Annotated in this window: 31 protein-coding genes; 8 read left to right on the top strand and 23 right to left on the bottom strand. The window is 59.2% G+C overall.

All coding sequences use genetic code 11. The annotated features are described in order from the left end of the window. Positions 1-383 precede the first annotated feature (383 nt). The 7 genes from tam to fos all read right to left on the bottom strand — a co-directional run bounded on the left by tam (position 384) and on the right by fos (position 6,334). Complete coding sequence (tam, locus tag KGB07_RS22165; protein WP_046041527.1) at positions 384-1,154, bottom strand: trans-aconitate 2-methyltransferase; 771 nt, start codon at positions 1,152-1,154, stop codon at positions 384-386. Between the two features lie 261 nt (positions 1,155-1,415). After that, positions 1,416-2,501, bottom strand: a complete 1,086-nt coding sequence (locus KGB07_RS22160) for a type I restriction endonuclease (protein ID WP_046041526.1) — start codon at positions 2,499-2,501, stop codon at positions 1,416-1,418. Positions 2,502-2,935: 434 nt separating this feature from the next. After that, positions 2,936-3,439, bottom strand: coding sequence for a DUF4142 domain-containing protein (locus KGB07_RS22155; protein ID WP_223466550.1), 504 nt, complete (start codon positions 3,437-3,439; stop codon positions 2,936-2,938). Positions 3,440-3,511: 72 nt separating this feature from the next. Then, positions 3,512-3,670: a KGG domain-containing protein gene (locus KGB07_RS22150; RefSeq protein ID WP_007982976.1), complete on the bottom strand. Its 159-nt coding sequence runs from the start codon at positions 3,668-3,670 to the stop codon at positions 3,512-3,514. Positions 3,671-3,788: 118 nt separating this feature from the next. Further along, the gene (locus KGB07_RS22145; RefSeq protein WP_046041523.1) at positions 3,789-5,135 is read right to left on the bottom strand and encodes a bifunctional diguanylate cyclase/phosphodiesterase; all 1,347 of its coding nucleotides are present in this window, start codon (positions 5,133-5,135) and stop codon (positions 3,789-3,791) included. A 79-nt stretch (positions 5,136-5,214) separates the two neighbouring features. Continuing rightward, positions 5,215-5,853, bottom strand: a complete 639-nt coding sequence (locus tag KGB07_RS22140; protein ID WP_046041522.1) for a LysE family translocator — start codon at positions 5,851-5,853, stop codon at positions 5,215-5,217. A 64-nt stretch (positions 5,854-5,917) separates the two neighbouring features. Further along, on the bottom strand, positions 5,918-6,334 hold the full coding sequence (fos, locus tag KGB07_RS22135) for a fosfomycin resistance glutathione transferase (protein ID WP_223466549.1): 417 nt from the start codon (positions 6,332-6,334) through the stop codon (positions 5,918-5,920). A 205-nt stretch (positions 6,335-6,539) separates the two neighbouring features. Here fos and KGB07_RS22130 point away from each other — a divergent pair, with 205 nt between their 5' ends. Both KGB07_RS22130 and KGB07_RS22125 read left to right on the top strand, forming a co-directional pair. Then, entirely contained in the window at positions 6,540-6,779 is a 240-nt protein-coding gene (locus tag KGB07_RS22130; RefSeq protein ID WP_046041519.1) for a CopG family ribbon-helix-helix protein, read from the top strand. Further along, positions 6,769-7,053 carry a type II toxin-antitoxin system RelE/ParE family toxin gene (locus KGB07_RS22125; protein WP_080925325.1) on the top strand — a complete coding sequence of 95 codons (285 nt, stop codon included), beginning with the start codon at positions 6,769-6,771 and terminating at the stop codon, positions 7,051-7,053. The genes KGB07_RS22130 and KGB07_RS22125 overlap by 11 nt, the downstream gene beginning before the upstream one ends. A gap of 20 nt (positions 7,054-7,073) precedes the next feature. On the opposite strand, the gene KGB07_RS22120 is transcribed toward KGB07_RS22125, so the two are convergent. Further along, the gene (locus KGB07_RS22120; RefSeq protein WP_223466548.1) at positions 7,074-7,982 is read right to left on the bottom strand and encodes a LysR family transcriptional regulator; all 909 of its coding nucleotides are present in this window, start codon (positions 7,980-7,982) and stop codon (positions 7,074-7,076) included. 77 nt (positions 7,983-8,059) lie between these two features. Here KGB07_RS22120 and KGB07_RS22115 point away from each other — a divergent pair, with 77 nt between their 5' ends. Continuing rightward, positions 8,060-8,548 carry a DMT family transporter gene (locus KGB07_RS22115; protein ID WP_223466547.1) on the top strand — a complete coding sequence of 163 codons (489 nt, stop codon included), beginning with the start codon at positions 8,060-8,062 and terminating at the stop codon, positions 8,546-8,548. Between the two features lie 78 nt (positions 8,549-8,626). On the opposite strand, the gene KGB07_RS22110 is transcribed toward KGB07_RS22115, so the two are convergent. From KGB07_RS22110 to KGB07_RS22095, 4 genes are all read right to left on the bottom strand, one after another. Next, complete coding sequence (locus KGB07_RS22110; protein WP_223466546.1) at positions 8,627-9,958, bottom strand: MFS transporter; 1,332 nt, start codon at positions 9,956-9,958, stop codon at positions 8,627-8,629. An 87-nt stretch (positions 9,959-10,045) separates the two neighbouring features. Continuing rightward, positions 10,046-10,972 carry a hydroxymethylglutaryl-CoA lyase gene (locus KGB07_RS22105; protein WP_046041514.1) on the bottom strand — a complete coding sequence of 309 codons (927 nt, stop codon included), beginning with the start codon at positions 10,970-10,972 and terminating at the stop codon, positions 10,046-10,048. Continuing rightward, positions 10,969-12,162 (bottom strand): CaiB/BaiF CoA transferase family protein, encoded by a 1,194-nt coding sequence (locus KGB07_RS22100; protein WP_046041512.1) that lies wholly within the window; start codon positions 12,160-12,162, stop codon positions 10,969-10,971. The genes KGB07_RS22105 and KGB07_RS22100 overlap by 4 nt, the downstream gene beginning before the upstream one ends. 225 nt (positions 12,163-12,387) lie before the next feature. Beyond that, positions 12,388-13,296 (bottom strand): LysR family transcriptional regulator, encoded by a 909-nt coding sequence (locus tag KGB07_RS22095; protein WP_046041510.1) that lies wholly within the window; start codon positions 13,294-13,296, stop codon positions 12,388-12,390. 131 nt (positions 13,297-13,427) lie between these two features. On the opposite strand from KGB07_RS22095, the gene KGB07_RS22090 reads away from it, so the two are divergent. Next, positions 13,428-14,447, top strand: coding sequence for a DUF4917 family protein (locus KGB07_RS22090; RefSeq protein WP_046041508.1), 1,020 nt, complete (start codon positions 13,428-13,430; stop codon positions 14,445-14,447). A gap of 167 nt (positions 14,448-14,614) precedes the next feature. On the opposite strand, the gene KGB07_RS22085 is transcribed toward KGB07_RS22090, so the two are convergent. Then, a complete protein-coding gene (locus KGB07_RS22085) occupies positions 14,615-15,157 on the bottom strand; it encodes a helix-turn-helix domain-containing protein (protein WP_046041506.1) in 543 nt (180 codons plus the stop codon). A 159-nt stretch (positions 15,158-15,316) separates the two neighbouring features. Between KGB07_RS22085 and KGB07_RS22080 the strand changes: the two genes are divergently transcribed. Next, positions 15,317-16,099 (top strand): aldolase, encoded by a 783-nt coding sequence (locus tag KGB07_RS22080; RefSeq protein WP_046041505.1) that lies wholly within the window; start codon positions 15,317-15,319, stop codon positions 16,097-16,099. Between the two features lie 26 nt (positions 16,100-16,125). Continuing rightward, on the top strand, positions 16,126-17,013 hold the full coding sequence (locus tag KGB07_RS22075; protein WP_046041503.1) for a dihydrodipicolinate synthase family protein: 888 nt from the start codon (positions 16,126-16,128) through the stop codon (positions 17,011-17,013). Positions 17,014-17,168: 155 nt separating this feature from the next. On the opposite strand, the gene KGB07_RS22070 is transcribed toward KGB07_RS22075, so the two are convergent. From KGB07_RS22070 to KGB07_RS22060, 3 genes are all read right to left on the bottom strand, one after another. Next, positions 17,169-17,513, bottom strand: coding sequence for a YegP family protein (locus tag KGB07_RS22070; RefSeq protein WP_046041501.1), 345 nt, complete (start codon positions 17,511-17,513; stop codon positions 17,169-17,171). A gap of 164 nt (positions 17,514-17,677) precedes the next feature. Then, positions 17,678-17,983, bottom strand: a complete 306-nt coding sequence (locus KGB07_RS22065) for a ribbon-helix-helix domain-containing protein (RefSeq protein WP_008051823.1) — start codon at positions 17,981-17,983, stop codon at positions 17,678-17,680. A 14-nt stretch (positions 17,984-17,997) separates the two neighbouring features. Beyond that, positions 17,998-18,579, bottom strand: coding sequence for a DJ-1/PfpI family protein (locus KGB07_RS22060; RefSeq protein ID WP_046041499.1), 582 nt, complete (start codon positions 18,577-18,579; stop codon positions 17,998-18,000). Positions 18,580-18,772: 193 nt separating this feature from the next. On the opposite strand from KGB07_RS22060, the gene KGB07_RS22055 reads away from it, so the two are divergent. Next, positions 18,773-19,687, top strand: a complete 915-nt coding sequence (locus KGB07_RS22055; protein WP_046041497.1) for a DMT family transporter — start codon at positions 18,773-18,775, stop codon at positions 19,685-19,687. Here the strand turns inward: KGB07_RS22055 and KGB07_RS22050 are convergent. From KGB07_RS22050 to KGB07_RS22040, 3 genes are all read right to left on the bottom strand, one after another. After that, positions 19,677-20,903, bottom strand: coding sequence for a class I SAM-dependent methyltransferase (locus tag KGB07_RS22050; RefSeq protein ID WP_046041495.1), 1,227 nt, complete (start codon positions 20,901-20,903; stop codon positions 19,677-19,679). The two genes, KGB07_RS22055 and KGB07_RS22050, sit on opposite strands and share 11 nt — an antisense overlap. A gap of 132 nt (positions 20,904-21,035) precedes the next feature. After that, positions 21,036-21,398 (bottom strand): hypothetical protein, encoded by a 363-nt coding sequence (locus KGB07_RS22045; RefSeq protein ID WP_046041493.1) that lies wholly within the window; start codon positions 21,396-21,398, stop codon positions 21,036-21,038. Positions 21,399-21,400: 2 nt separating this feature from the next. Continuing rightward, on the bottom strand, positions 21,401-21,679 hold the full coding sequence (locus KGB07_RS22040) for an ogr/Delta-like zinc finger family protein (protein WP_046041491.1): 279 nt from the start codon (positions 21,677-21,679) through the stop codon (positions 21,401-21,403). A 300-nt stretch (positions 21,680-21,979) separates the two neighbouring features. On the opposite strand from KGB07_RS22040, the gene KGB07_RS22035 reads away from it, so the two are divergent. Next, positions 21,980-22,408, top strand: a complete 429-nt coding sequence (locus KGB07_RS22035) for a helix-turn-helix domain-containing protein (RefSeq protein WP_052960565.1) — start codon at positions 21,980-21,982, stop codon at positions 22,406-22,408. 16 nt (positions 22,409-22,424) lie between these two features. Here the strand turns inward: KGB07_RS22035 and KGB07_RS22030 are convergent, their stop codons facing one another. The 4 genes from KGB07_RS22030 to KGB07_RS22015 all read right to left on the bottom strand — a co-directional run bounded on the left by KGB07_RS22030 (position 22,425) and on the right by KGB07_RS22015 (position 24,100). Then, positions 22,425-22,706, bottom strand: a complete 282-nt coding sequence (locus KGB07_RS22030; RefSeq protein WP_046041490.1) for a phage holin family protein — start codon at positions 22,704-22,706, stop codon at positions 22,425-22,427. Beyond that, positions 22,703-23,062 carry a putative holin gene (locus tag KGB07_RS22025; RefSeq protein ID WP_046041489.1) on the bottom strand — a complete coding sequence of 120 codons (360 nt, stop codon included), beginning with the start codon at positions 23,060-23,062 and terminating at the stop codon, positions 22,703-22,705. Before KGB07_RS22025 ends, KGB07_RS22030 begins: the two co-directional genes overlap by 4 nt. After that, positions 23,049-23,351, bottom strand: a complete 303-nt coding sequence (locus KGB07_RS22020) for a helix-turn-helix domain-containing protein (protein WP_052960567.1) — start codon at positions 23,349-23,351, stop codon at positions 23,049-23,051. Before KGB07_RS22020 ends, KGB07_RS22025 begins: the two co-directional genes overlap by 14 nt. Before the next feature lie 131 nt (positions 23,352-23,482). Then, a complete protein-coding gene (locus KGB07_RS22015; RefSeq protein WP_223466552.1) occupies positions 23,483-24,100 on the bottom strand; it encodes a TPM domain-containing protein in 618 nt (205 codons plus the stop codon). Positions 24,101-24,164: the final 64 nt, after the last annotated feature.

The following is a 24,164-nucleotide window of genomic DNA, read 5'->3' as shown; positions in this document are numbered from 1 at the left end:
GTAATTGCTCAGCAGGCTGTCGGCCAATTTAACCAGTTCAGGATCAGGTTTGACTCGTTTGGCGCGCTTGGATTTTGGCTCGGTCATTGGATTTCCTTGGGGTAGGCAGTCTCCTGCCAAATGACCGTTTACACAAAACTAATTACACCCTCGTTGAGCCCGGCAACAGTTCCCTTATTCTCCCGGCTCATCCTTCGCCTCGAGATCAACATGCACAATTCAGAGTTGGGAATCATGATCATTTCATTGATCGGGTTGTTCGGCTTTGCCTCGCTTGCCTTTGAGTACTTGAGTGCCCGGCGCTCAAAAAAGAACAAGCCACAGTGATTTTTCCAAACCGTAAAAAGGGGCAGATGACGCGCATCAACTGTCCCTGTTTTGCATCAGCGGGTCGCGACGATAAACAGTCGCGGAAATGGCAACAGCACCGAACCATCGGCCAAGGCCGGATACGCCCGCTCGATAGCAGTCTGATATTGCTTCAGATACTGCGCCCGTTCCGACTCGTCCAGCGGATCGAGAAACGGCCGCAAGCCACTGCCCTTGAACCACTCCACCACGCCAGACGCACCGCCCGCGAGCGGATGATGGTAAGTGGTGCGCCACACATCGACGCGGGTGCAACAGGCTTTCAATATCGAATAGTAACCACTGGCATCGGCCATTTCGGTCCTCTGCCCGGCGGCACCTGCCAGTTTGCTGACCCATGGACCATCAGCGGCGACTTCACGCATCAAGCGGTGCGAGTGTTCATTCAGGTTGTCAGGCATCTGGACAGCCAGGCTGCCACCCGGCGCCAGTTTGCTCACCAGCGAAGGTAGCAACGTGGCGTGATCCGGCACCCACTGCAACACCGCGTTGGCGAAAATCACATCGAACGGGCCACTGTCATTCCAGGTGTCGATGTCGGCGATGTCGAACTGCACCTGCGGCAAGCGCTTGCGAGCGGCGTCGATCATGTCGCTGGAACTGTCGAGCCCACGCACCGTGGCGCCGGCAAAGCGCTCCACCAGTAACTCGGTGGAGTTGCCGGGCCCACAACCGATATCGATGGCCGAGCGCACATCCCCGGCGGGGACGGCCGCCAGCAGGTCACGGGCGGGACGGGTGCGTTCATCTTCAAAAGCGACGTACTGTTTGGCGGACCAACTCATTGCGTTCTCCTGTCGGTACGTTGTCGTGATCTGGGCAGACCACCAGCTCGCTACGATACATCGGCCAATAGGTTCTGCTCTATTCCACCTTTGGTGCGAAAACTTCTGTGGGAGCGAGCTTGCTCGCGATGGCGATTGCACAGTCAACATCGTCGTCGACTGACATGGCGCTATCGCGAGCAAGCTCGCTCCCACAGTTTTTGACCTTAACTGATCGGCCTAGGCTCTATTAACCAGTTTTTTCGTCGTTTGACAGTAATCTTAATCGTAGTACCCGACGGTCTTCTTCAAATGATCCGAGTATTCGTAAATGTCATCAACGGAGTTGATTGCATGCCGAGTTTCATTCTTCTCTTCGTCAAATATGCCGATGTATTTCTGTGATCGGTTGAAGTGCAATCGGCAGATTGGTTTGCGGTTGTTGTCGTCGAGCAGGATGCCGAAGTAACTCTGTGTATCGCGCTGAACAATCCGCTTGGCATCAACAACCGACCGAACCACGGCCCGGACGATGTGATAGCCCTCAAGCTCTTCCAATGTCGTCAGAACCTTGTCCTCTGACTCATCTCGAACATCGGGTTGCTCAGTGTCACCGGTAGCGACCGGTAAAGAGGCGAGCGCAGGCTGGATGGCGCCACTCATTGCCGACTTGAGCCTGTCATTGATTTGCTCGTTGAGAAACTGCACCACGGCCTTTCTCGTGAGCTCATGGAACTGCTCGCGGACCTTTTGAGTAATCACCCCGTCGTAAACACGTGAAGCGAAGACTTTCACAAAATCGTCGTCCGGCTTGCTGACCTGAGAAGCAATCACCTTTTTGATTTGGCTGACGTACTTCAACTCACCTGCGGCGCTGATGATCGAATCCACATCGAATGCAGATTTGGTGAGTTTCACCAACTCTGGGACGGAATATTCGTCGATATCCAGCAGATCGAGTTCAAGGAATGGCTTCTCGTCCATCTTGTTCGGCGCATCCAGATCAGTGAAAAACTTATAGACCTGGCCATTGGTGAGAATGGAGATTCGAGCGCTGGTGACATGGAAATAGCGAAACAGTTGGGAGGCATGATTGATGTGCAGTGGCTCGCCTATTTTCTTGCACTCGATGAGGATCTGAACCTCGCCTGCCTTCATGATTGCGTAGTCAATTTTCTCCCCTTTCTTCGTTCCAATATCGCAAACGAATTCAGGTGTCACTTCCGTCGGATCAAAAACATCGTAGCCCAGTACCGTGCTGATAAAGGGCATGACAAAAGCATTCTTGGTCGCTTCTTCCGTTTGAATGGCAGCGCTCTGCAAACGAACTTTGGCAGCGAGACTTGCTAACTTTTCGAAGAATTCCATGAGTAGCCTCTTTTCCGGTTTCGATCCGTGTGAACACATGCTGGCAAATTGACTGCCATTGATACTAGACACAAACCGACACAAAGGAAGAATCCCACCAAGAATTAAGATCTTGCCCACCGTCGTGCTTCAATGGGTTGCAAAACCAGCCGAACTTTCATCTCGCCACCGATGCCTGAACTTCAGGTTCATCCCCTACAAAGAACACGGTCATGAAATTCGCAAAAAACGCGCAGAAACTCGCCCTCTGGGCCGGTAACCCCGGACGTTCCTGGAGACGCTGCGCAGGCATTACCGCGCCGTGGGTGAAAACGAAGTGTTCGACCTCAATGGCCTGAGCCCAACGCACAACCCCAAGCCGCGCCTGAGTCAGTGCTGAAAAGAAAAACGGCGCGTGAGTGAAGTCCCGCGCCGTTTGTGTTCAATCCTTCCGTTCAACTTTTGGCCTGCAACGCCTTGGCCATTTGCAGATGATTTTGCAATTTAGGCAGGGTTTCTTCGGCGAACGCCTTGATTTGCGGCACGTCGGTGGTCTGCGCTTCCTGCTGCAGCTGATCGATGGCTTCCTGCGTGGTCTTCACCTGACTGGCTGTATAGGCCTCGTCATAGGTCGCCCCATCCATGACTTGTGGCATCAGGGCTTTGGCCTTTTCGACAATTTCTTCCCTGGGGGCGACCGGTATATCCAGTTGTTTGGCGATTTTCGCCAGGTGCTGGTTCGCCGTGGTGCGGTCGTTGATGACGATAATGGTGTAGTCCTTGACCTCTTTGGACTCGGCTTTCTGGTGCGCCAGGCGACTTGCTTCAATATCGGCAATACCTTTTGCCGAGGCCTCGTCGATGAATTCGGCAGTCGACTGGGCAAAGACGCTGCTGGCAAACAGGCCCAGTAACGTGGCAAGACTGGTATTACATAATCGGGTGGCCATCCGGTTCATGGTCGCGCCCTCCTCTTCAAATTCAAACGGGAGCTTTCGCCCCCGCCTCTCAATCAAAACCACCTGCATCCTTTAGCGGGATTTCTGACCGCCCTTGCGACCCATGTCGGGTTTCGCCGGGTCTTTATCGACGGTCGTAGTGGTGGTTTTCCCACCCTTGCGACCGGCTTCAGAGGCCTTCGTTCGATCGTTGGCAAAGTTCCCCGAGTTCGAGTTTCTTGAATTAGGCATGATTCTCTTCCTCTTGGTGGTAGTCGCGGCGAGCTGTGGCCCGCATAGAATCTGAATTTGCGCGTCCCAAAAGGTTTAGAAAATTACGTGGATGCCACGACGAACGGTGCCCTGGATTTCAGACCAGTCGCAGGTGATGCTCGCGTTTGGCGCAGTACATCGCCTCGTCGGCATGCCGGAACAATTGCTTCTCTTCGGTGCCGTGATCGGGGTATCGGGCGACGCCGATACTTGGCTGGATGTTCACGCTGTGCCCGTCCAGGCGCAGGGGCTGGACCAGGACCTGGCGGATTTTCTCGACCACGATGTCGGTATCGTCCGCGGCGCGAATGCTGTGCAGCAACACCACGAACTCATCGCCGCCGATGCGGGCCACGGTGTCGGTTTCCCGTACGCAGCCCTTGAGCCGGTTGGCCACCGCCTGCAGCAGCATGTCGCCGACCGCGTGGCCATGGGTGTCGTTGACGTGCTTGAAACGGTCGAGGTCGACGTACAACAGCGCCATGCGCCCGCGGTCCTCCCGGGCCACTTGCAGTGATGCCTTGAGCCGGTCGCGCAGCAGTTCACGGTTGGGTAACTGGGTCAGTTGGTCGTACTGGGCCATGTATTGCAGGCGGGCATGCAGTTGCTTGCGCTCGATGGCGGTCGCGACCTGGGCGCAGACGTATTGCAGCAGTTCCTTGTCTTGCTCGGTGTAGCGCTCGCCGCCCGGTATGCTTTTGACGATCAACGCGCCGATGGTGCCGTTTTGCGAGTTCAGCGGCACACCCAGCCAACACGGAGCGTTCTGCTCGGTCAACAGCGCTTCGAAGCCGGCAGGAGGTGTGCACTGGTCCGGGGTCAACAGGATCGGCTGCCCCGTACGGATCACCTCGGTGCACAAGCGCCCGGTCATGGTTCCGGGCTGTTCGGGCCGTGGCTCGTGGTCATCGACGTGATAAGGGAAATTCAGCTGCGCGCAGTGCTCGTCGTACAGCGCCACGGAAAAATTCAGTGCCGGCAGCCATTCGCCGATGATCATGTGGATGCGCTTGAACAACGCCAGCAGATCCTCTGCCGCATGGGCCGCTTCGGAAATCGCATACAACGCTGCCTGCCGCGATTCGGCCTGCTTGCGTTCGGTGATGTCGCGGGCCACCGCGATGCGCAACTGATCGTCCTCGGACCAACGCGCCGACCAGAGGATGTGCACCACGCGGCCATCCTTGCGCAGGTAGCGGTTTTCGAAGTTGAGCTTGGGTTCGCCGCCCATGATTTCCCGGGCGGCGTCAAGGGTGCGCTGGCGGTCGCCCGGATGCACCATGTCGATCATCGTCTCGCCGATCATCTCATCGGCGCTGTAGCCGAAAATGCGCTCGCACGCCGCGCTGACAAAAACGAAGCGCCCCTGCTTATCCACCGCACAGACGGCGTCCAGCAACAGATCGATATAGCTCGCCAGCGGCGCGGAATTCCGGTTTTCCATGGTTCAGCGTGGGTGTCCCGATAATGCAGCGCTCATCAACCATCCCTGCCCTGTCAGTCTTGCATCCTTGTTATCACGTTCAAGCCTTGTTCGGCATCAGCCCCGGCAACGCATGTACCAGTGCGTTGATGGCGAAACCGATGAACATCACCCCGCACAACCGGGTGATGGCCAGTTCATGACGCTGGTACAAGCTGCGCACCCGCCGCGCACCGACAATGCCAATGAGAATAGCGTAGGCGAGCAAACCGCCAACGAAACTCAGGGCGATCAGCGCCGGCAGCATCGACCAGTTGAGCAGTTCCGCACGGCTCGACAGCAACGCCGTGAACGTCGCCACCGCCACCGGATAGGCCTTGGGATTGGTCAAGCCAAACAGAATGCCGTGCCAGAACGGCTGCCGCGCCGGGCCCTGCGGCGCATCAACGCTGCTGCGTCGGGCGCGCACCGCACGCCAGCCAAGCCAGAACAGGTACAGGCCGCTGAGCACACCGAGCACGTCGAACGCGGTACTGCCGATCTCCCGCGCACCGACAATCGCGATCAGCGCCGTGCTGCACCACACCACATCGCCGAGCAAATGCCCGCACAGAAACCCCGCCCCGGCCCGTCGTCCATGGGCCGCACCAATGCCGAACACCGCCAGCACACCCGGCCCCGGGGTGATGCCGTAGATAAAACCCGAGGCAAGCACGGCCATTAGCAACGATGGGGTCATGGGAAGTCCTTATGAACGGCATGGTGAATGGCCACCAGTCTATATCAGGCTCCGCAACATCGACTTACAGATTGTCGAAGAACTTCATCCCCGCATACGGCCGCTGCCGGCAGGCCGAAAGGCGCGACGCCAGGTCACCAACATGGGCTTCCAGCTTGTGGCCATCCGGGTCGAGGAAGTAGAACGATGCGCCCTCGCTGCAGTTGTCGCGCCATTCGTGAACCTGGACGGATCGCAGGCGCTCGACGAAACGCGGAAAATCCGCCGCATCGAGACTGAAAGCGTAATGGGTGTAGTCGGCGGCGGGCTCGGGATGGCGTAGCGGGTCGAGGGAGAGGCACAACCACAACCTCGGCAGCGACAGGTAGGCGCCGGTATCCCAAGTGGCTTCGAGGCGCATTTGCAGGAGACTCTGGTAGAACGCCACGCTGCGGTTCAGGTCGGTGACGGCGAAGGTCAGGTGGTTGAGGCCTGTGAGCATGGGGTTAAGACCTTTGAGGTTTTCAGGTGCAACGCAGGTTTCACCTATGAGATTGGCAACGAAAAACGTCCAAATCCGCACACGGCAGACGGAAGGATTCAGCACTACCGCAAGAACATTTGTTACGACTGACAAACGGGGCTGGCCTCCCCCCCTGCATGACACTGTAGTATGTTGTATTACAAACCACTACATCGAGATCACCATGTCAGTTATGTCCCTGCGCATACCAGACGAAATAGCCGATACTCTCGCGAGTCTTTCCAAAGCAACGGGCCGCAGCAAATCATTTCTGGCGGTGGATGCGCTGCGTGAATACCTGGCCCGTGAAGCGTGGCAAATCGAGGAAATTCAGAAAGCCTTGAAAGAAGCCGATGAAGGTGACTTCGCGACACAAGACGAAGTGAACGCAATGGCCGACAAGTGGACGGCGAATGCGCGTTGAGTGGTTGCGTACGGCGTTAAAGAATCTGGATGACGAAGCCGCGTACATCGCCATCGAAAATCCAAAAGCTGCAGCAGATTTTGTCCAGGCGATTCTCGCCAGTGTTGATCACCTTGCCCGATTTCCAGCGACGGGTCGTGAGGGACGCTTACCCGGCACCCGGGAATGGGTCATGCCTGATCGCCCCTATTTGATTCCCTACCGGGTTCGCCAAGGTCGGCTTCAGGTACTACGAATTTTTCATACACGTCGCCTGCCACCTTCCAGTTGGTAAAGGCCATTTTAGAAAAGCTTCTAGCGTTCGATCCCCTCCTCAATCCTGCGATTCAACCAGTTCAACGCCTGATCCCCACCGCGCCGCTTATGCCACGCCAGCACAAAGGTGAACGACGGAATATGAAACGGCGGCGGCACGACGACCAACGAGGACTCATCGGTATCGCGTAAGCCGCGCGACGCGACGGTGAGGATCAGGTCGGTGCCGCTGATGAGCTGCGGGGCGACGCTCCAGTGCGGCAGGCTGATGGCGACACGCCGGCGTTCGCGCAAGGCGGTCAGTGCACGCTCGATCTCCGGGGTGCCGCTGCCGCGCATTTCCAACAGGACGTGGGGGCGTGCCAGATAGGTGGGCAGGTCGAGGACACCCTCGGCAGGCAGGCTGTTGCGGTCCACCAGGCAGGCGTAGTGCTCTTCGAACAGCGGCGTGCTGCGCAATTCGTTGGGCATTTCCGGGAATACACCGGCGGCGACGTCAATGTCACCGTTGAGCACGCCTTCGAGCATGCTTTCGCGGCTGCCATGGCTGATTTGCAGGTCGATGCCCGGCGCTTCGCGGCGCAAGGTTCGGATCAGTCCCGGCAAGACAATGGCAGCGCCGTAGTCGGACATCGCCAGGCGGAAGGTACGCCGGGTGGTCGCGGGATCGAAGGCGTTCGGCGCCAGCAGCGCTTGCACCTGGGCCAGGGCTTCGGCCAGCGGTGCCACCAGTTCCAATGCTCGCGCAGTCGGTACAAGGCCGGCACCGGCGCGCACCAGCAGCGGATCGCCGAGCAGGTCACGCAAACGCGCCAGTGCATGACTGACCGCTGGTTGGCTCAAGTGCAGACGCTCGGCCGCCCGGGTCACGTGTTGCTCGCTGAGCAAGGCGTCGAGGATCACCAGCAAGTTGAGGTCGATGCGTCGAAGATCATTCATCTGCTGCATGTTCTGAATAGCAAAACGGAATTTAAATCTGCGCGACGAATACCCTAGAGTCCAGAAAAACCTGCTGGAGATCGATCATGAGTACGTTGCATTGGGCCGGTCTGATGGGGCTGGCGATGATCGCCGGGGCGGTGGTGCCGTTTCAGAGCGCGATCAACGTCAACCTCGGGCGCGGGTTGGGCCATCCGTTGTGGGCGACGCTCGCCTCGTTGCTGGTGAGCGTTATCGTGCTGTTGCCAATCATCGTTGCGATGCGCTTGCCGTTGCCGTCACTGGCATTCATCAGCAAGGCGCCGCTTTGGATGTGGGCCGGTGGCGCTTTTGGGGTGATCTTCATTTCCCTGGCATTGGTGCTGCTGCCCAAGCTGGGTGCCGCGGGGTTCATGGCATTGGCGCTGGCGGGGCAAGTGGTGGCGTCGTTGTTGCTGGATCACTACGGCTGGTTTGGATTGGTGGAGCGTCAGGTCACCTTGCCCAAGGTGGTTGGGGTGGTGCTGTTGATGGCCGGGGTGGTGTTGATTCAGTTCAGTGACACTGCGCAAAAAGCGATGACAGCGACTTCTTGAAGATCAAAAGATCGCAGCCGCCGGCAGCTCCTACGGGGATGCGTGGTCCGAGCAGGCGCTGCCGAAGGCTGCGATCTTTTAAAACTTATCGAGTGTGCGCAACTTCTGCGGCAACCCCCACAGCAACAGCGCCACCGCAATCAGCGCACAGACACCAATGACATACAGCGCCGGTGTGGTGCTGCCGGTCAGGTCCTTGATCCGGCCGACCATCACCGGACTGACGATGCCACCGAACTGGCCCAGGGTGTTGATCACCGCAATCCCGCCGGCAGCACCCGCGCCGGCACCGGCCAGCAGTTTCGGCGGCAGGGTCCAGAAGCTCGGGATGGAAGCGATGATCCCGGCACCGAGCAGGCCCAGCGCGATAATCAGGAAGGTCGTGTGGTTGGCGAAGATCCCGGCGCAGAAGAACCCGACCGCGCCGACTGCCACCAGACCGGCGACAAACTTGCGTCGCTCGCCAGTAGCATCGGACAGGCGTCCGATCACCACCATGCTGATGGCACCACAGATATATGGGATGGCCGTCAGCAAGCCGATCATCACCGGACTTTCGGTGCCAGCGCTGCGGATCAGTTGCGGCGCCCAGAAATTCAGGCCGTAGGACGCCACCTGAATCAGGAAATAGATCAGGCCCAAGGTCAGGAAACCCGGAATCTTGAGTGCGGCGAGCAGCGAACCGCCACTCTTGTGCGGCTCATGCTGAGCGATGCGGCTGGCCAGCAGGGTCTTCTCCGATGACGTCAGCCAATGGGCGTCTTCGATGCGATCCTTGAGCAGGGTCAGCACCAGCAAACCGAGGCCGATACACGGCACGCCACCAAGCAGGAACAGCCAGTGCCAGCCACGCATTTGCAGCACGCCGTCGAGGTGTTGTAGCACCAGGCCCGAGAACGGCGCGCCCACCAGGCCGGCGAACGCCGACGACAGGAACAGCATCGAGGTAATGCGCCCGCGATAGTGCTGCGGGAACCACAGGGTCAGGTAATACAGCACGCCCGGGGCAAACCCCGCCTCCATCGCGCCGATCACGAAGCGCAGCACATAAAACTGCCATTCGCTGTTGACGAACACCATGGCCGCCGTGGCCAAGCCCCAGGACATCATGATCCGGGCGATCCAGCGCCGGGCGCCGACCTTGTACAGCATCATGTTGCTGGGCACTTCGAAAATCACATAACCGACCACGAACAACCCGGCACCCAGGCCGTAAGCGGTGTCGCTCAGGCTCAGGTCGGTCTGCAGCTGAAACTTGGCGAAGCTGATGTTGATGCGGTCGAAAAACGCGAACAGGTAGCAGACCATGATCAGCGGCATCAGACGCCAGGCGACTTTGCTGACCAGGGCTTTTTCTTCGTCGTGGCTAACGGCCGGGCTCGCGCCGGCCTCCAGTGCATTTAGGGTCATTGCGTTTCTCCAGGCGGACTTCCCTTGGGTGTCCGATTGTTTTTGTTGTCTGGTTGAGGTGCTTTTTTATTGTGGGAGCGGGCTTGGTCAGGAGGGTGTCGGGTGCAAATCACAATTGCGCCCGGCCTTGGCCAGTTGTCCGGGCACTTCATGACCGAGCAGCGCCGGCAGTCCTCGGGACAGTTTCAACAGCAGCGGCAGATCGATACCGGTATGAATGCCGACTTCGTCGCACAGGTTCACCAGATCCTCGGTGCAGATGTTTCCCGACGCCCCCGGCGCAAACGGGCAGCCGCCGAGGCCGCCGAGAGCCGCGTCGAAGCGTCGGGCGCCGGCCTCGTAGGCGGCCAGCACGTTGCAAAGGCCAAGGCCGCGGGTGTTGTGAAAATGCAGGGTCAGGTCCGTCGGGGACACCCGCTGCAGCACCCGGCGCACCAGCCGGTCGACCTGACGCGGATTGGCCATGCCCGTGGTATCGGCCAGGGTGACGCCCTGAATGCCGAGTTCCTGATAGGCATCGACGATGTGCAGTACCCGGTCCTCATCGATCTTGCCTTCGAACGGACAGCCGAAGGTGGTGGCGATGCTGCCGTTGAGTCGCACAGGACTGTCGCCAACGAACTGCACAATCTCGCCGAACGCAGCCAATGAATCTTCACAGCGCATGCGCATGTTCGCCAGGTTGTGGGTCTGGCTGGCGGACATCACCAGGTTCAGCTCATCGGCACGGCACGCCAGCGCCCGTTGCGCGCCTTTGAGGTTGGGGATCAGCGCGACGTAGATCACCCCCGGTTGCCGGGCGATGCCCTTGAACACCAGTTCGCCATCGCGCAGCGCCGGAATGGCCTTGGGCGACACGAACGAACCGGCTTCGATGCGGCTGAATCCGGCCTGCGACAGTTGATCGATCAGGGCAATCTTGTCGTCGGTTTCAACCCAGGTCGGCTCGATTTGCAGACCGTCGCGCGGGGACACTTCCTGCACGATCAGGCTGTCGGAATAATCGGTGATCATTGCACCACTCCTTCGACTTTCAGGCGTTCGATGTCCATTGGGGTCAGGCCCAATTGCGCGAGGATGCCGTCGGTGTGCTGGCCCAAACCAGGGCCGGACCAGTTCACGCCGCCGGGCGTCTCGGAGAGTTTCGGCACGATGCCCGGCATCTTCACCGTGGCGCCACCGGGCAGCTCGGCATTGAGCAGCATGTCCCGCGCCTGATAGTGCGGATCGGCGACGATGTCGGCCACCGAGTAGATGCGCCCGGCCGGGACTTCGGCGGCTTCCAGGGCGGCCAGTACCTCATCGATCGGCAGGCTGCTGGTCCAGTGGGTGATGGCGGCGTCGAGCAGATTGCTCTTGGCTGCACGCCCGTCGTTGTGGGCGAATTCCGCCGCCTCGGCCAGATCGGCGCGGCCGATGGTTTGCATCAGGCGCTTGTAGATCGGATCGCTGTTGCCGGCGATCACCACGTAGGCGCCGTCGGCCGTCAGATAGGTATTGGACGGCGCAATCCCCGGCAAGGCACCGCCGCTGCGTTCGCGCACATGGCCCAGCATGTCGTATTCCGGCACCAGGCTTTCCATGACATTGAACACGCTTTCGGCCAGGGACACATCGACGATCTGCCCGCCACCCTGCCCGGTCTTGACCCGCAACAATGACATCAGCGCACCGATCACCGCGTGCAGCGATGCCAGGGAATCGCCAAGGCTGACGCCGACCCGCGCCGGCGGCGAACCGGGGGTGCCGGTGGTGTAGCGAATCCCGCCCATGGCCTCGCCAATAGCACCGAACCCCGGACGATCGCGGTACGGACCGGTCTGGCCGTAACCGGAAATCCGCACCAGCGTCAGGTTGGGATTGAGCGCGTGCAACACGTCCCAACCGAGGCCGAGTTTCTCCAGGGCGCCGGGGCGCAGGTTTTCGATCAGCACGTCGGCGCTGGTCGCCAGTTGCTTGACCAGTTCGATGCCTTCGGGGGATTTGAGGTTCAGCGCCAGGGACTTCTTGTTGCGCGATTGCAGGTACCACCACAACGAAGTGCCTTCGTGCAGCTTGCGCCATTTGCGCAGGGGATCGCCTTGGCCCAAGGCTTCGATCTTGATCACTTCGGCGCCGAACTCGGCCAGCATGCGCGCCGCAAACGGCGCGGCGATCAGCGTGCCGATCTCGATCACTTTGATCGCACTCAAGGGGGCAGTCATCGCGGGGTACCTCTTGTTCTTGGAATATGAGCCAAGGCTAGAGGACAGGGGGCTCGGGAATCCAACCTTCAGTTGGCAACGAGCGTTCGCGAAATGCGAACGCTCTGGAAGATTGTCGTGGCCTCGGGGCCGCCTTCGCGAGCAGGCTCGCTCCCACAGGGGAACGCATTCCAATGTGGGAGCGAGCTTGCTCGCGATGAGGCCCGCCCATTCAGCCGAGAACTATCAGGCTGGCCCCCGCAAATGCTCAAACAACATCCGGCTTACCGGCGACAGCAACGCCTCATCACGCACCACCAGAATCAGCGCCCGATCAGACCATTCGTCCGTCAACGGCACCGCGTGCAACCCCAGCGCCCGGCCAAACAATTCAAAGGCGCGCTGCGGAAGGATGCCGATGCCCATGTTGGCCTGGATCATCCGACACATCGCATCGAACCCCGGCACATGAATACGAACCCGCAGCACCTTGCCGGCCTGGCGCGCCGCCGCGTGGGTGCGCATGTTGATCGAACTGGCGGCATGCAATCCAACGTAATCACTGTCGAGCGTATCGGCGAACGCCACGCTCGACCGGCTCGCCAATGGATGATGCGGCGGCATCAGCACCACCAGTTTGTCCTGGCGATACAGCACGCTGTGCAGGCCCTTGATGTCACTGTCAATGGAACAGATCCCGAGGTCGGCCACCCCGTCGAGCACGCCCTGAATCACCCCGGCGCTGGGGCGTTCTTCGAGGTCGGTCTTGACCTGTGGGTGACGCTCGGAAAAATCCCGCAGGTCCTCGGGCAAAAACTGAATGATCGCCGACAGATTGGCGAGCATCCGCACATAACCGCGCACACCGTGGCTGTGCTCCCCCAGTTCAAGCCCCATTTTCTCGACGTTGAACAACATCTGCCGCGCATGGTGCAGCAGGGTCTCACCGGCCGGCGTCAGGGACATGCCCTTGGCCTGGCGCACGAACAGGCTGATGCCCAGCGCCTCCTCCAGCTCCATCAAGCGCTTGCTCGCCGCCGAAACTGCAATCGCTTCGCGCGAGGCGGCTCGGGTCAGCGTGCCCTCTTCATGGACGGCGACGAACAGTTGCAGGGTGATCAGGTCGAGACGGCGGATCAGGCTTTTTTGCAGCATCGGGTACTCGGCGAAGTCGGCTCAGGCGAAGTCGCAGCATAGCGTTCTTCGCCCGCGTCGTGCCGTGGTCCGGGCACCGGTCGTGATAAAGTCGCCGCCCACAGACCTTTTGCCGTGAGACGAAGACCGCAATGACCGATTTCCAGGATGTCGATGCTCAACTTGAAGACTGGAACGCCTTGCGCAGCACCACTTCGTTCAGTGGTTTGCTGGTAGGCAACGGGGCCAGTCGCGCGGTATGGGACGATTTCGGCTACGAGTCACTGTTCGAAAACGCCCGCACCGTTGAAGAAAAACCCCTGAGCCAATCCGAGCTGAGCGTGTTCGATGCGATGCAGACCCGTAGTTTCGAGCAGGTACTGAGCGCCTTGAAAACCACCAGCCGGGTCAACAAGGCCCTGGCTGTCAGCTCCGCCGCCCCGCGCAATCGCTACTACGCGATCAAGGAAGCGCTGATCAACACCGTGCATGCGGTGCATATCCCGTGGCGGCTAGTGGTGCCTTCGACGCTGGCAGCCATCAATCAGGAACTGGCCAGTTACCGCACGGTGTTCACCACCAACTACGACTTGCTCAACTACTGGGCGGTGCAACACCAGCCTGAGGCAATCACCGATCTGTTCCAGGGCGCCGAGCCCGGTTTCGACCTGAGCGACACGGCCACCGATAAAACCCGTTTGCTGTACCTGCACGGCGGTCTGCATCTGGTGCGCAACCAGGACGGTACGGCGCGCAAGCTGATGTCGACCGAGGGCACCTTGCTGGGCAATTTCGCCATCAACAACACGATCAAGACCCTCGACGACGTGCCGCTGTTCGTCAACGAAGGGCCGAGCGCGGACAAGCTCAAGACCATCCGCAGTTCGGACTATCTGTCGTTCTGCTACGAGCAATTACTTGGTCACGGCCAGGCGCTGTGCATCTTCGGCCAGGCGCTGGGGGAACAGGACAGCCACATCATCCATGCCCTGCGCCTGGCGAAACCGCAGGTACTGGCGATCTCGATTTACCCGCGCAGCAAGGCATTCATCCAGCACCAGAAACGGCATTACGCGAATGTGTTTGAGGGGACGGGTGTGGAGTTGCGGTTTTTTGATTCGAAGAGCCATGCGCTGGGTGGCACGAAGCTCACGGTTCCGGTCGAGGTTTGAGGCAAACGAAGAGCCCAGTGGCGAGGGAGCTTGCTCCCGCTGGGCTGCGAAGCGGCCCCCTGCATTTTTTCCATGAAAAATGCTTGGCAGGTTTTACGTCTGCTGCGCAGCCGAACGGGACGGTGCGGCGATCCGACAAGCTCCCTCGCCACAAAGACCAGGCAAGCTCATTCTTCGGTGCTATGCACCACCACCAGCAACTGCGCCTGCACCTCGCCCACCGAACGAATCCGGTGCGGCTTTTGCGCATTGAAATGCAACGCATCGCCACGATCGAGCAGCACGCGTTCGTTCATGAAGTCCACTTCCACCCGCCCTTCGTGGACGAATAAAAACTCCTCGCCCAGATGCTCCTTGAAGGTCTTGTCGGTGAATTCTGCCGGCGGGTAAATGATGAACGGCAGCAGGCTGCGTGAACTGACCTGATGGGCCAGCACTGCGTAACCGGGATTGTTATCACTGGCCCCCAAAGGTTGCCGCTCGTGGCTGCGCACCAGGCTGTAGCTGTCGAGGCTGACGTTGTCTTCAGAGAACAACTCTTCGACCTTCACATTCAGCGCCTTGGCCAGTTTCAACGCCGCCGCAATCGATGGCGTGTTCAACCCGCGTTCGACTTTCGACAGGTAACTCTTGGTCATGCCGGATTTTTCGGCCAAGGCTTCCAAGGTCACGCCAAGTTTTTTTCTTAGTAATTTCAAACGGATAGACATGCAGAGCGATTAATCCATCAAGGAGGCAACGATTTGTCCTTGCCAATGACACAAGGTGTCATATAGCCTCTTTAGTGTCATTTACGCTCACCGACGACTTTGCGAGGAACCGGTGAGCGGCAAACCCGACGTCCATTGAATCACCCAAAGGACACCGATATGGCCAAGACATTAGCACTGCCCAAAGAGCAACTGGTCAAGCACGCGCTGAGCCAAATGCAAAATACCCTGGCGGATAATACGTGGACCGCCCGACAAAAGCTGGCCCTGACCTGCCGCGTCCTGTTCGAGCACGGCCACGATTCCGGCCTTGCCGGGCAAATCACCGCCCGTGGTCCGCAACCCGGCACTTACTACACTCAGCAACTGGGCCTGGGTTTCGACGAAATCACCGCGGGCAACCTGCTGCTGGTCAACGAAGACCTGGAGGTGCTCGAAGGCCACGGCATGCCCAACCCGGCCAATCGTTTTCACAGTTGGGTGTACCGCGCCCGAGCGGATGTGAACTGCATCATTCACACCCATCCGACCCACGTTGCTGCCTTGTCGATGCTGGAGGTGCCGCTGCAGATTTCCCACATGGACCTCTGCCCGCTCTATGACGACTGTGCGTTTCTCGAAGGCTGGCCGGGTGTGCCGGTGGGTAACGAAGAAGGCGAGTTGATTGCCGGGGCACTGGGCGACAAACGGGCGATCCTGCTTTCGCATCATGGCCAATTGTCCACCGGCAGCAGCATCGAGGAAGCCTGTGTCATCGCGCAACTGATCGAACGCGCCGCGAAGCTGCAACTGCTGGCAATGAGCGCCGGGACCATCAAGCCGATCATCCCCGAGCTGGGGCGCGAAGCCCATGACTGGATTGCCCGGCCGAAACGCCACGCCGCCGCTTTCAACTACTACACCCGACAGGTCCTGCGGCAACACGCCGATTGCCTGAACTGAACCCATTGATTGAACGGAGGGACACCATGTCCAGCGCAAACATTCACGGCATCATCGGCTACACCATCACGCCTTTTACCGCCAATGGCGAAGGCATCGACCTGGACGCCCTCGGGCGCTCCATCGATCGTCTGATCGAGGGCGGCGTGCACGCCATCGCACCGCTGGGCAGCACCGGTGAAGGTGCCTACCTGAGCGACGCGGAGTGGGATCAGGTCAGCGAATTCAGCATCAGGCACGTGGCCAAACGCGTGCCGACCGTCGTCAGCGTGTCCGACCTGACCACCGCTAAAGCGGTGCGTCGCGCGCGTTTCGCCGAAGCCCACGGCGCCGACGTGGTGATGGTGCTGCCAGCGTCCTACTGGAAACTCAGCGAAGCGGAAATCCTTGCCCATTACCGCGCCATCGGCGACAGCATCGGCGTGCCGATCATGCTCTACAACAACCCGGCCACCAGCGGCACCGACATGTCGGTGGACCTGATCCTGCGCATCGTAAAGGCCGTGGAAAACGTGACCATGGTCAAGGAGAGCACCGGCGACATCCAGCGCATGCACCAACTGCAACGCCTCGGCGAAGGCCAGGTGCCGTTCTACAATGGCTGCAACCCACTGGCCCTGGAAGCCTTTGCCGCCGGTGCAAAAGGCTGGTGCACCGCCGCGCCGAACCTGATCCCGCAGCTCAACCTGGATTTGTACGAAGCAGTGCTGGCCAACGATTTGCGCAAGGCACGCGAGTTGTTCTATCGCCAGTTGCCGCTGCTGGATTTCATCCTCAAGGGTGGCTTGCCGGCGACGATCAAGGCGGGCTTGCGGGCGACGGGGCTGGATGTGGGGGATCCGCGGCTGCCGGTGTTCCCGTTGGGTGAGGCCGGTTGTGCTCAGTTGCAAGATCTGTTGAAGGCCCTGCGCTGACCTCCAGCCGTACATAAAACCACTGTGGGAGCGAGCTTGCTCGCGATGGCGGTCTATCAGACAACATGGATGTTAATGTTATGGCCTCATCGTCGGAACGCAGCCCGGAGCAAGCTCGCTCCCACAGGGATTTGTGCTGGATTTGAAAGCTGTACTCAAAGCACCGGCAACGTCTTGTCCTTGACCACCTTGGACGAGCCATTGGCCTTCACACTGGCAATGCCTTTTTCCATGGCCGCCGGCGAGGAATAAGCCTCGCTGCTGCCGATGATCTCGTGGTTGCCCGCCTTGAGGTTGAAATACGGATGGCCATCCTTGGTGGTTTTCGTTTCGTAACGCTCATCCAGCTGGCTGTTGGCCTGGACCGAGGCGATGCCTTTGTCGGCGGCGGCGTGGGTGGTGTACAGCTCGCTGGTCAGAATGGTCTCGGCGTTGGCTGCCTTGAGGACAAACCTGAACTGGCCATTGCTGCTTTTGCTCACTTCATACCATCCGGACATGCTGTTTCTCCTTGGCGATTGAGAGGTTGCGCGCTTCACAGTAAAGACCAGCCTGGTGTTTCTGTCGCCTGTACCGGCCCCTTCGCGGGCAAGCCCGCTCCCACAGGTTCAATGTGATCCCTGTGGGAGCGGGCTTGCTCGTGAAAGAGGCAATGCGGTCGCAGCTATTTCACCACCGCCCGCACCACCGACAACTCCGGCGCCGACGTCCGTCGCTGGCTCAGATAGCGCGTACAACTCACCCGCAGGAACGAAGCGAAATTGACCACCTCGCCGCGATAGTCCATCACCTCTTCATACAGCTTGGCGATCAACTGATTGGTGGTCATGCCATCGACCTCGGCGATTTCGCTGAGGATGTCCCAGAACTGATTCTCCAGCCGCAGGGTGGTGACCACCCCGCAGATGCGCAGCGAGCGAGAGCGCGATTCGTAGAGTATCGGGTCGGCTTTGACGTACAGCTCGCACATGGACTTGTCCCTCGTCACAGCGTGATTTTGGTACCCAGCAACCGCAGGAAACCGGCCAGCCAGTTCGGGTGCGCAGGCCAGGCCGGAGCCGTGGCCAGATTGCCCTGGACATGACCGTCCGTCACCGGAATATCGATATACGTACCGCCCGCCAGCCGCACTTCCGGAGCGCAAGCCGGATAAGCGCTGCATTCGCGACCTTCAAGAACACCCGCTGCCGCCAGCAACTGCGCACCATGGCACACGGCAGCGATCGGCTTGCCGGCCTTGTCGAATGCGCGCACCAACTCCAGGACTTTTTCGTTCAGGCGCAGGTACTCCGGCGCACGTCCGCCCGGAATCAACACCGCGTCATAATCGGCGGCGTTGACCTTGGCGAAATCGAAGTTCAGGGCAAACAGGTGACCGGGTTTTTCACTGTAGGTCTGGTCGCCTTCAAAGTCATGGATCGCCGTGCGCACGGTCTGGCCGGCAGCCTTGTCCGGGCAAACGGCGTGCACCGTGTGGCCGACCATCAACAGCGCCTGGAACGGCACCATCACTTCATAGTCTTCGACGTAATCACCGACCAACATCAGAATTTTTTTCGCAGCCATGGGGAAGACTCCTCTGGAAGTGGGCTTGCAGGAGTATTCAAGGTAGTCCCATTCCGCAGGTGTGGGTAATAACCAGCTACTACCGTGTGGCGAAAACTGTACGGATACTTCTGTAGCCAGCTGTAAGCGCCAAAGCCCCGGGTTTATGGCTAGATAAAGACATCTCCCATCACCCACGATTCTGGTTGCCATCATGTCCTCGCGCGAAAACACCGGCATGGCCCTGGGCCTGCTCGGCGTTGTGATCTTCAGCCTAACCCTGCCCTTCACGCGGATCGTCGTGCAGGAACTGCACCCGCTGCTCAACGGCTTGGGCCGGGCACTGTTTGCGGCGGTTCCAGCGGCGTTGCTGTTGCTGTGGCACCGGGAAAAATGGCCGACCTGGAAACAGGTCAAAGGCCTGACGCTGGTGATGGCCGGGGTGATCCTCGGTTTCCCGGTGTTGTCGGCCTGGGCCATGCAAACCTTGCCGGCGTCCCACGGTGCGCTGGTCAATGGCTTGCAGCCGCTGTGCGTAGCGCTGTACGCCGCATGGTTGTCCCATGAGCGACCTTCGAAAGCCTTCTGGGCCTGCGCCGCATTGGGCAGCGCGTTGGTGCTCGGTTATGCGCTGATCAGCGGTGCCGGCAGCATTCAGGCCGGCGACTTGCTGATGCTTGGCGCCATTGCAGTGGGCGGATTGGGTTACGCCGAAGGAGGCCGACTGGCCAGGGAAATGGGCGGCTGGCAGGTGATCTGCTGGGCGCTGGTGCTGTCGACGCCGCTGCTGATCGGGCCGGTGGTGTATCTGGCACTGCAGCATCAGGGCGAGATTTCCGCCAAGACCTGGTGGGCCTTCGGTTATGTCTCGCTGTTTTCGCAGTTCATCGGCTTCTTCGCCTGGTACGCCGGGCTGGCCATGGGCGGGATTGCCCGGGTCAGTCAGATCCAGTTGCTGCAGATCTTCTTCACCATCGCCTTCTCCGCGCTGTTCTTCGGTGAACATGTGGAGCCGATTACCTGGCTGTTTGCTGGCGGGGTGATCGTGACGGTGATGCTGGGACGCAAGACAGCAGTGCGCCCGGCACAACCGGGCACGTTACCGACAGGGGTTCAGCTCAAGCCTTAGCACCGAGGAAACCGTCAGCGCGCAGCAAGGTTTCCAGGCAATGCTCGCTGATGTGATAGAAATCCTTCAGCTCCTGAATCTTCGCCAGCAACCGGGCCGGGTCCACCGGCTCGGCGCGTTTGACCGCCAGGATCATCTTGTTCTTGTTGGTATGGTCCAGTGAGATGAACTCGAACACTTTGGTCTCGTAGCCGCAAGCCTCAAGGAACAACGCGCGCAAACTGTCGGTGACCATCTCGGCCTGCTGGCCCAGGTGCAAGCCGTATTGCAGCATCGGCTTGAGCAGCGCCGGGCTCTGGATTTGCAGGCGGATCTGTTTGTGGCAGCACGGCGAGCACATGATGATCGAAGCACCGGAACGGATGCCGGTGTGGATCGCATAGTCGGTGGCGATATCGCAGGCATGCAGGGCGATCATCACGTCCAGCTCGCTCGGCGCCACGCTGCGCACGTCACCGCACTTGAACACCAGGCCAGGGTGTTCAAGCCTGGCGGCGGCGGTGTTGCACAGGGTGACCATGTCTTCACGCAGCTCGACACCGGTCACCTCGCCTTCGGCCTTCAAGGTGTTGCGCAGGTAATCGTGGATGGCGAAGGTCAGGTAGCCCTTGCCCGATCCGAAGTCCGCCACTCGCACCGGCTTGTCCAGCGCCAGGGGTGACGACGTCAGCGCATGGCTGAACACTTCGATGAACTTGTTGATCTGCTTCCACTTGCGCGACATCGCCGGGATCAGTTCATGTTGTTTGTTGGTCACACCCAGGTCGGCGAGAAACGGCCGGCTCAGGTCAAGAAAACGGTTTTTCTCACGGTTGTGCTCGGCCGATGGCACTTCGCGCAATTGCTGAGGTTGGCTCTTGAACAGCGATGACTTGCCCTTTTTGCTGTATTCGAGCTGGGCTTCGTCGGTCAGCGACAACAAATGCGCATTTTTGAACGACGCCGGCAGCAGCCCGGCAATGTTCGCCACACCGTCGACCAACGGCAGGTTCTTGGTGATATCGCGGGTCTTGTAGCGGTAGACAAAAGACAGGCAAGGCTGCGCCTTGACCGTCACCGGCTTGATGATGATCCGCTGCAGGTCCGTTTCATCGCCCACGTACTTGGCCAGCACCAGTTTGATGAACGCGTTGTGCTCGAGGCTGGATTGCAGCAAATCGATGAACTGGGCGTGATGATCCGGCGCGAGGCTGGCGGGAGTGGCGGTGACGGACATGGAAAAACGGCCTCGGCAATACGAATCTGGGGATGCCGGGTATTTTAGGGGGGACGAGGGTTTTGGGCACGGAGTAATTTTACACCAGGTCCCGTTCCCGCCGATCGGGACCTGAATCCAACCTTCGCTACCTCATGGCTCCACCAGTCGAAGTTTGCGATTGGTCGGCGAGTTGATGACGAACTTGACGATCAACCCTACCGGCACTGCCCACGTCAGACCGTTGGCCGGATCAGTGACCACGGCGACAGTTTCGGAACTTGCAGACAGATCCAGACGTCGGCGATCGTTGCTGGACTTGAGTAATCCGTACGCGTGGCTGACCAGCCGCTCCGCCTGGTGCATCGGCATATCCAGACTCTGCAAATGCCTCACCGCACGGCAGAACAGCACTTGATCATCAATCACACCCTCGCCTTCATGACGGGCCAGAAACGCCTGCGCTATGGTCAACAGCTCCTCATTCAAATGGGCCTGTTCATCAACCTCCTTCATGCTCAAGACTCCTGTTGCGCTTGCGCCGCCGGAGCAATCTCGGCGACAGGCCGCGCGGCGCGACGCAAGTCAGGTCCGGCGCACGGCAGGTGCACGGCCGGATTGGGCATGCCACTGGGGGAAAGCTCATGGGTCATTTCGAACTCGGCCCGCACCGACCAGCCACAGGCCTCCGACGTACATTGCAGGTACGCCACCCGCAGGAAAATATGCCGTCCTTCGCTGGTACGTATGCGCATCCGGCTCAAGCAGTGTGGGCACACCATCTTGTAAGTACTCATACATGCTTCCTTTGGGCCATCCGGTGGTAATCGAATTGATCAAACGCAATACTGTTTGAAACACAATTCGTGAATGACAGGTGCTGCAAATAACGCCCTCCGGACAAAAGGAAGTGCAACGGGTGGACACGTAATAGATACGAGCCAAGCTCGTAGGAAATCACCCTGATACCATTAGGAAGTTTCGACATCGTATTCTTCTGATTCATAGTTGATGATTGATTACTTACAAGAAAAAAAGTACTCATTACGCATACGTTAAGCACTCAAAAAGCATATGTCAAAAGGAAGAGGCTCAAATTGCGTAGCAAAAAATCACAAGCTGTCCTGGCCCGTCTGAAGCAAATTACGGGCACAAAAACTGACGCTTCCCTGTCTTCTGAGCTACAGATCAGCCCGCAGACACTCAGTAGCTGGAAAGGCCGCGACAGCACGCCATACTCATTATGCGTAGATATTGCACAGACTCGCGGCATCTCCCTTGACTGGTTGCTGCTGGGCGAGGGGCCGATGCTGCGGCAAACGCATCTCAACGCCCCTGCAAATGTTGCGGAAACTGCAACAACGCAGGAAAGCACCATCCTTTCGCTGTGGCGATTGCTTGATGAGGATGACCGCTGCGCAATACAAAGCGCATTGGAGGAAAAGCGACGCCTGCGAGATCTTGAAACACAACTTTCGGAGATGGCCGCCATACTTGCAACACTTGGACACTCGAACAAAACCTGACTTGAAGTCCGACGTTTCAATGCTTGAAGGCATGCCACAAAACAATAATGTTGCCACTACTGCGAACAATCATTACGCATGAAAAAACACTCACCACTGCATGCCAAGGGCTCACCGGCAGGAATGCCAGCAATACATCGACGCCGGCAAGGTAAAACACTGCGCCACACAAGCTGATCAATATCCTGTCGCACCAGTTGTAACGTTGTTCGTCGCGCCGGTAACACGCCAGCCTGAACGCACTGATCAGGTGAGCCACCCCCGTCACCCACACCAGAACTGCCATCTCAAAGGTCATTGCCCTCGCCCTCGGAGATGACGAAGGATGTCACCGAGGCCGGCGCCATCGATCCACTGCATGAGCTTGATGCTGATGGGAATGACCAGCAACGCGCACAGAAAAGCCGTCACACCTGCGGTCAGAAAAGGCGCCAGTGGCTGGGCGACCGGAGCAAACAGGTAACCGACACCCGCCGACAACAACCAGGAACCGATGCGCTGCCAAGCCTTGAAGTTGGCGCGAGTGGTCGTGACCAGCCACGCACCAAGCGTCGCGCCGAACAGGGCTTCTCCATCGATAACCGGCAACGTCGCAATACCCAACCCCACCATGAGCCCGCTGATACTGTTGTAGGTCGAATCAGTCAGGCTCATGGGTATCTCGCGACTGCGATGGATCAACAGTGATGACCCCCGACTCCAGCGCCTTGAACACGGCAGCGTTGCGAGATCTGACGGCGAACTTGCGGCGGATATTGGAGAAGTGGAAGTTGATGGTGGATTCCGAGCAACTCTGAATCCTGGCGATCTCCCAGGACGTTTTGCCTTTGAGGCACCACTCCAGGGCTTGTGTCTCTTTCGTTGTCAGTTGCACCGGCTGAGCGAACATTGCGCTACCGGGGGCATCCTCCACCAAGGTATCCAGCGATTGTTGCGTATTCATAAGAGCTCCCTCTACATAGAACGCCCATCGCAGGGCGTGCATCATGTGAGAGATGTTGAAGACAAGCTCCGCGGCGAACAACGTTCCGGAACTGTGTCGCGGCGCATTACAAAAGCAGATGAAGCCCTGGCTTAACCCAGCACCACCAGACGATTCGGCAGTTCATTGCGCACATGGGTCACCGGCACATGCACCTTGAGCAACTCTCCACAGGCCTCGACACAACTGACAAAGCCCTGCAGCGTCTGCCCCTGTTTAACCTGCTGGGTGAACGTCGCGACGATCGCGTCCCAGCTCTTGTTATCCAGCCGGCTGGAAATCCCTTCATCCACCAGGATCTCCACATAACGCTCAGCCTCGGAAACGAAAATCAGCACGCCGGTGCTGCCCTCGGTGTGGTGCAGGTTCTGCTCCAGGAACTGCCGGCGCGCCAGGTTCGAGGCGCGCCAGTGGCGCACCGAGCGCGGGATCAGATGGGTGGTGACTTTCGGCAGGCGGAACACCAGACACAGCACGATGAAGATGGCCCATTGCACCAGCAGCAGGCTGTGCAGGGTCAGCCAACCGGTGAAGTAATGCACGATGCCCGGTACCAGCAGCGCCAGCAGGCTGGCCCACAGCAACGGGATATATGCATAGTCGTCGGCGCGGGCCGCGAGTACGGTCACCAGTTCCGCGTCGGTCTCGCGCTCGACTCGGGCAATGGCCTCGGCCACCTTGCGTTGTTCGTGTTCAGTCAGTAATGCCATGTCGTGAAGTGCCTGCTCGTTTTTATTATCACCAGCCGCCGGACGAACCGCCCCCGCCGAAACT

The organism is Pseudomonas sp. GL-RE-26 (assembly GCF_019956275.1).
In the GTDB taxonomy this organism is placed as follows: domain Bacteria; phylum Pseudomonadota; class Gammaproteobacteria; order Pseudomonadales; family Pseudomonadaceae; genus Aquipseudomonas; species Aquipseudomonas grandcourensis.
This window is presented reverse-complemented; position numbering and strand designations above follow the sequence as displayed.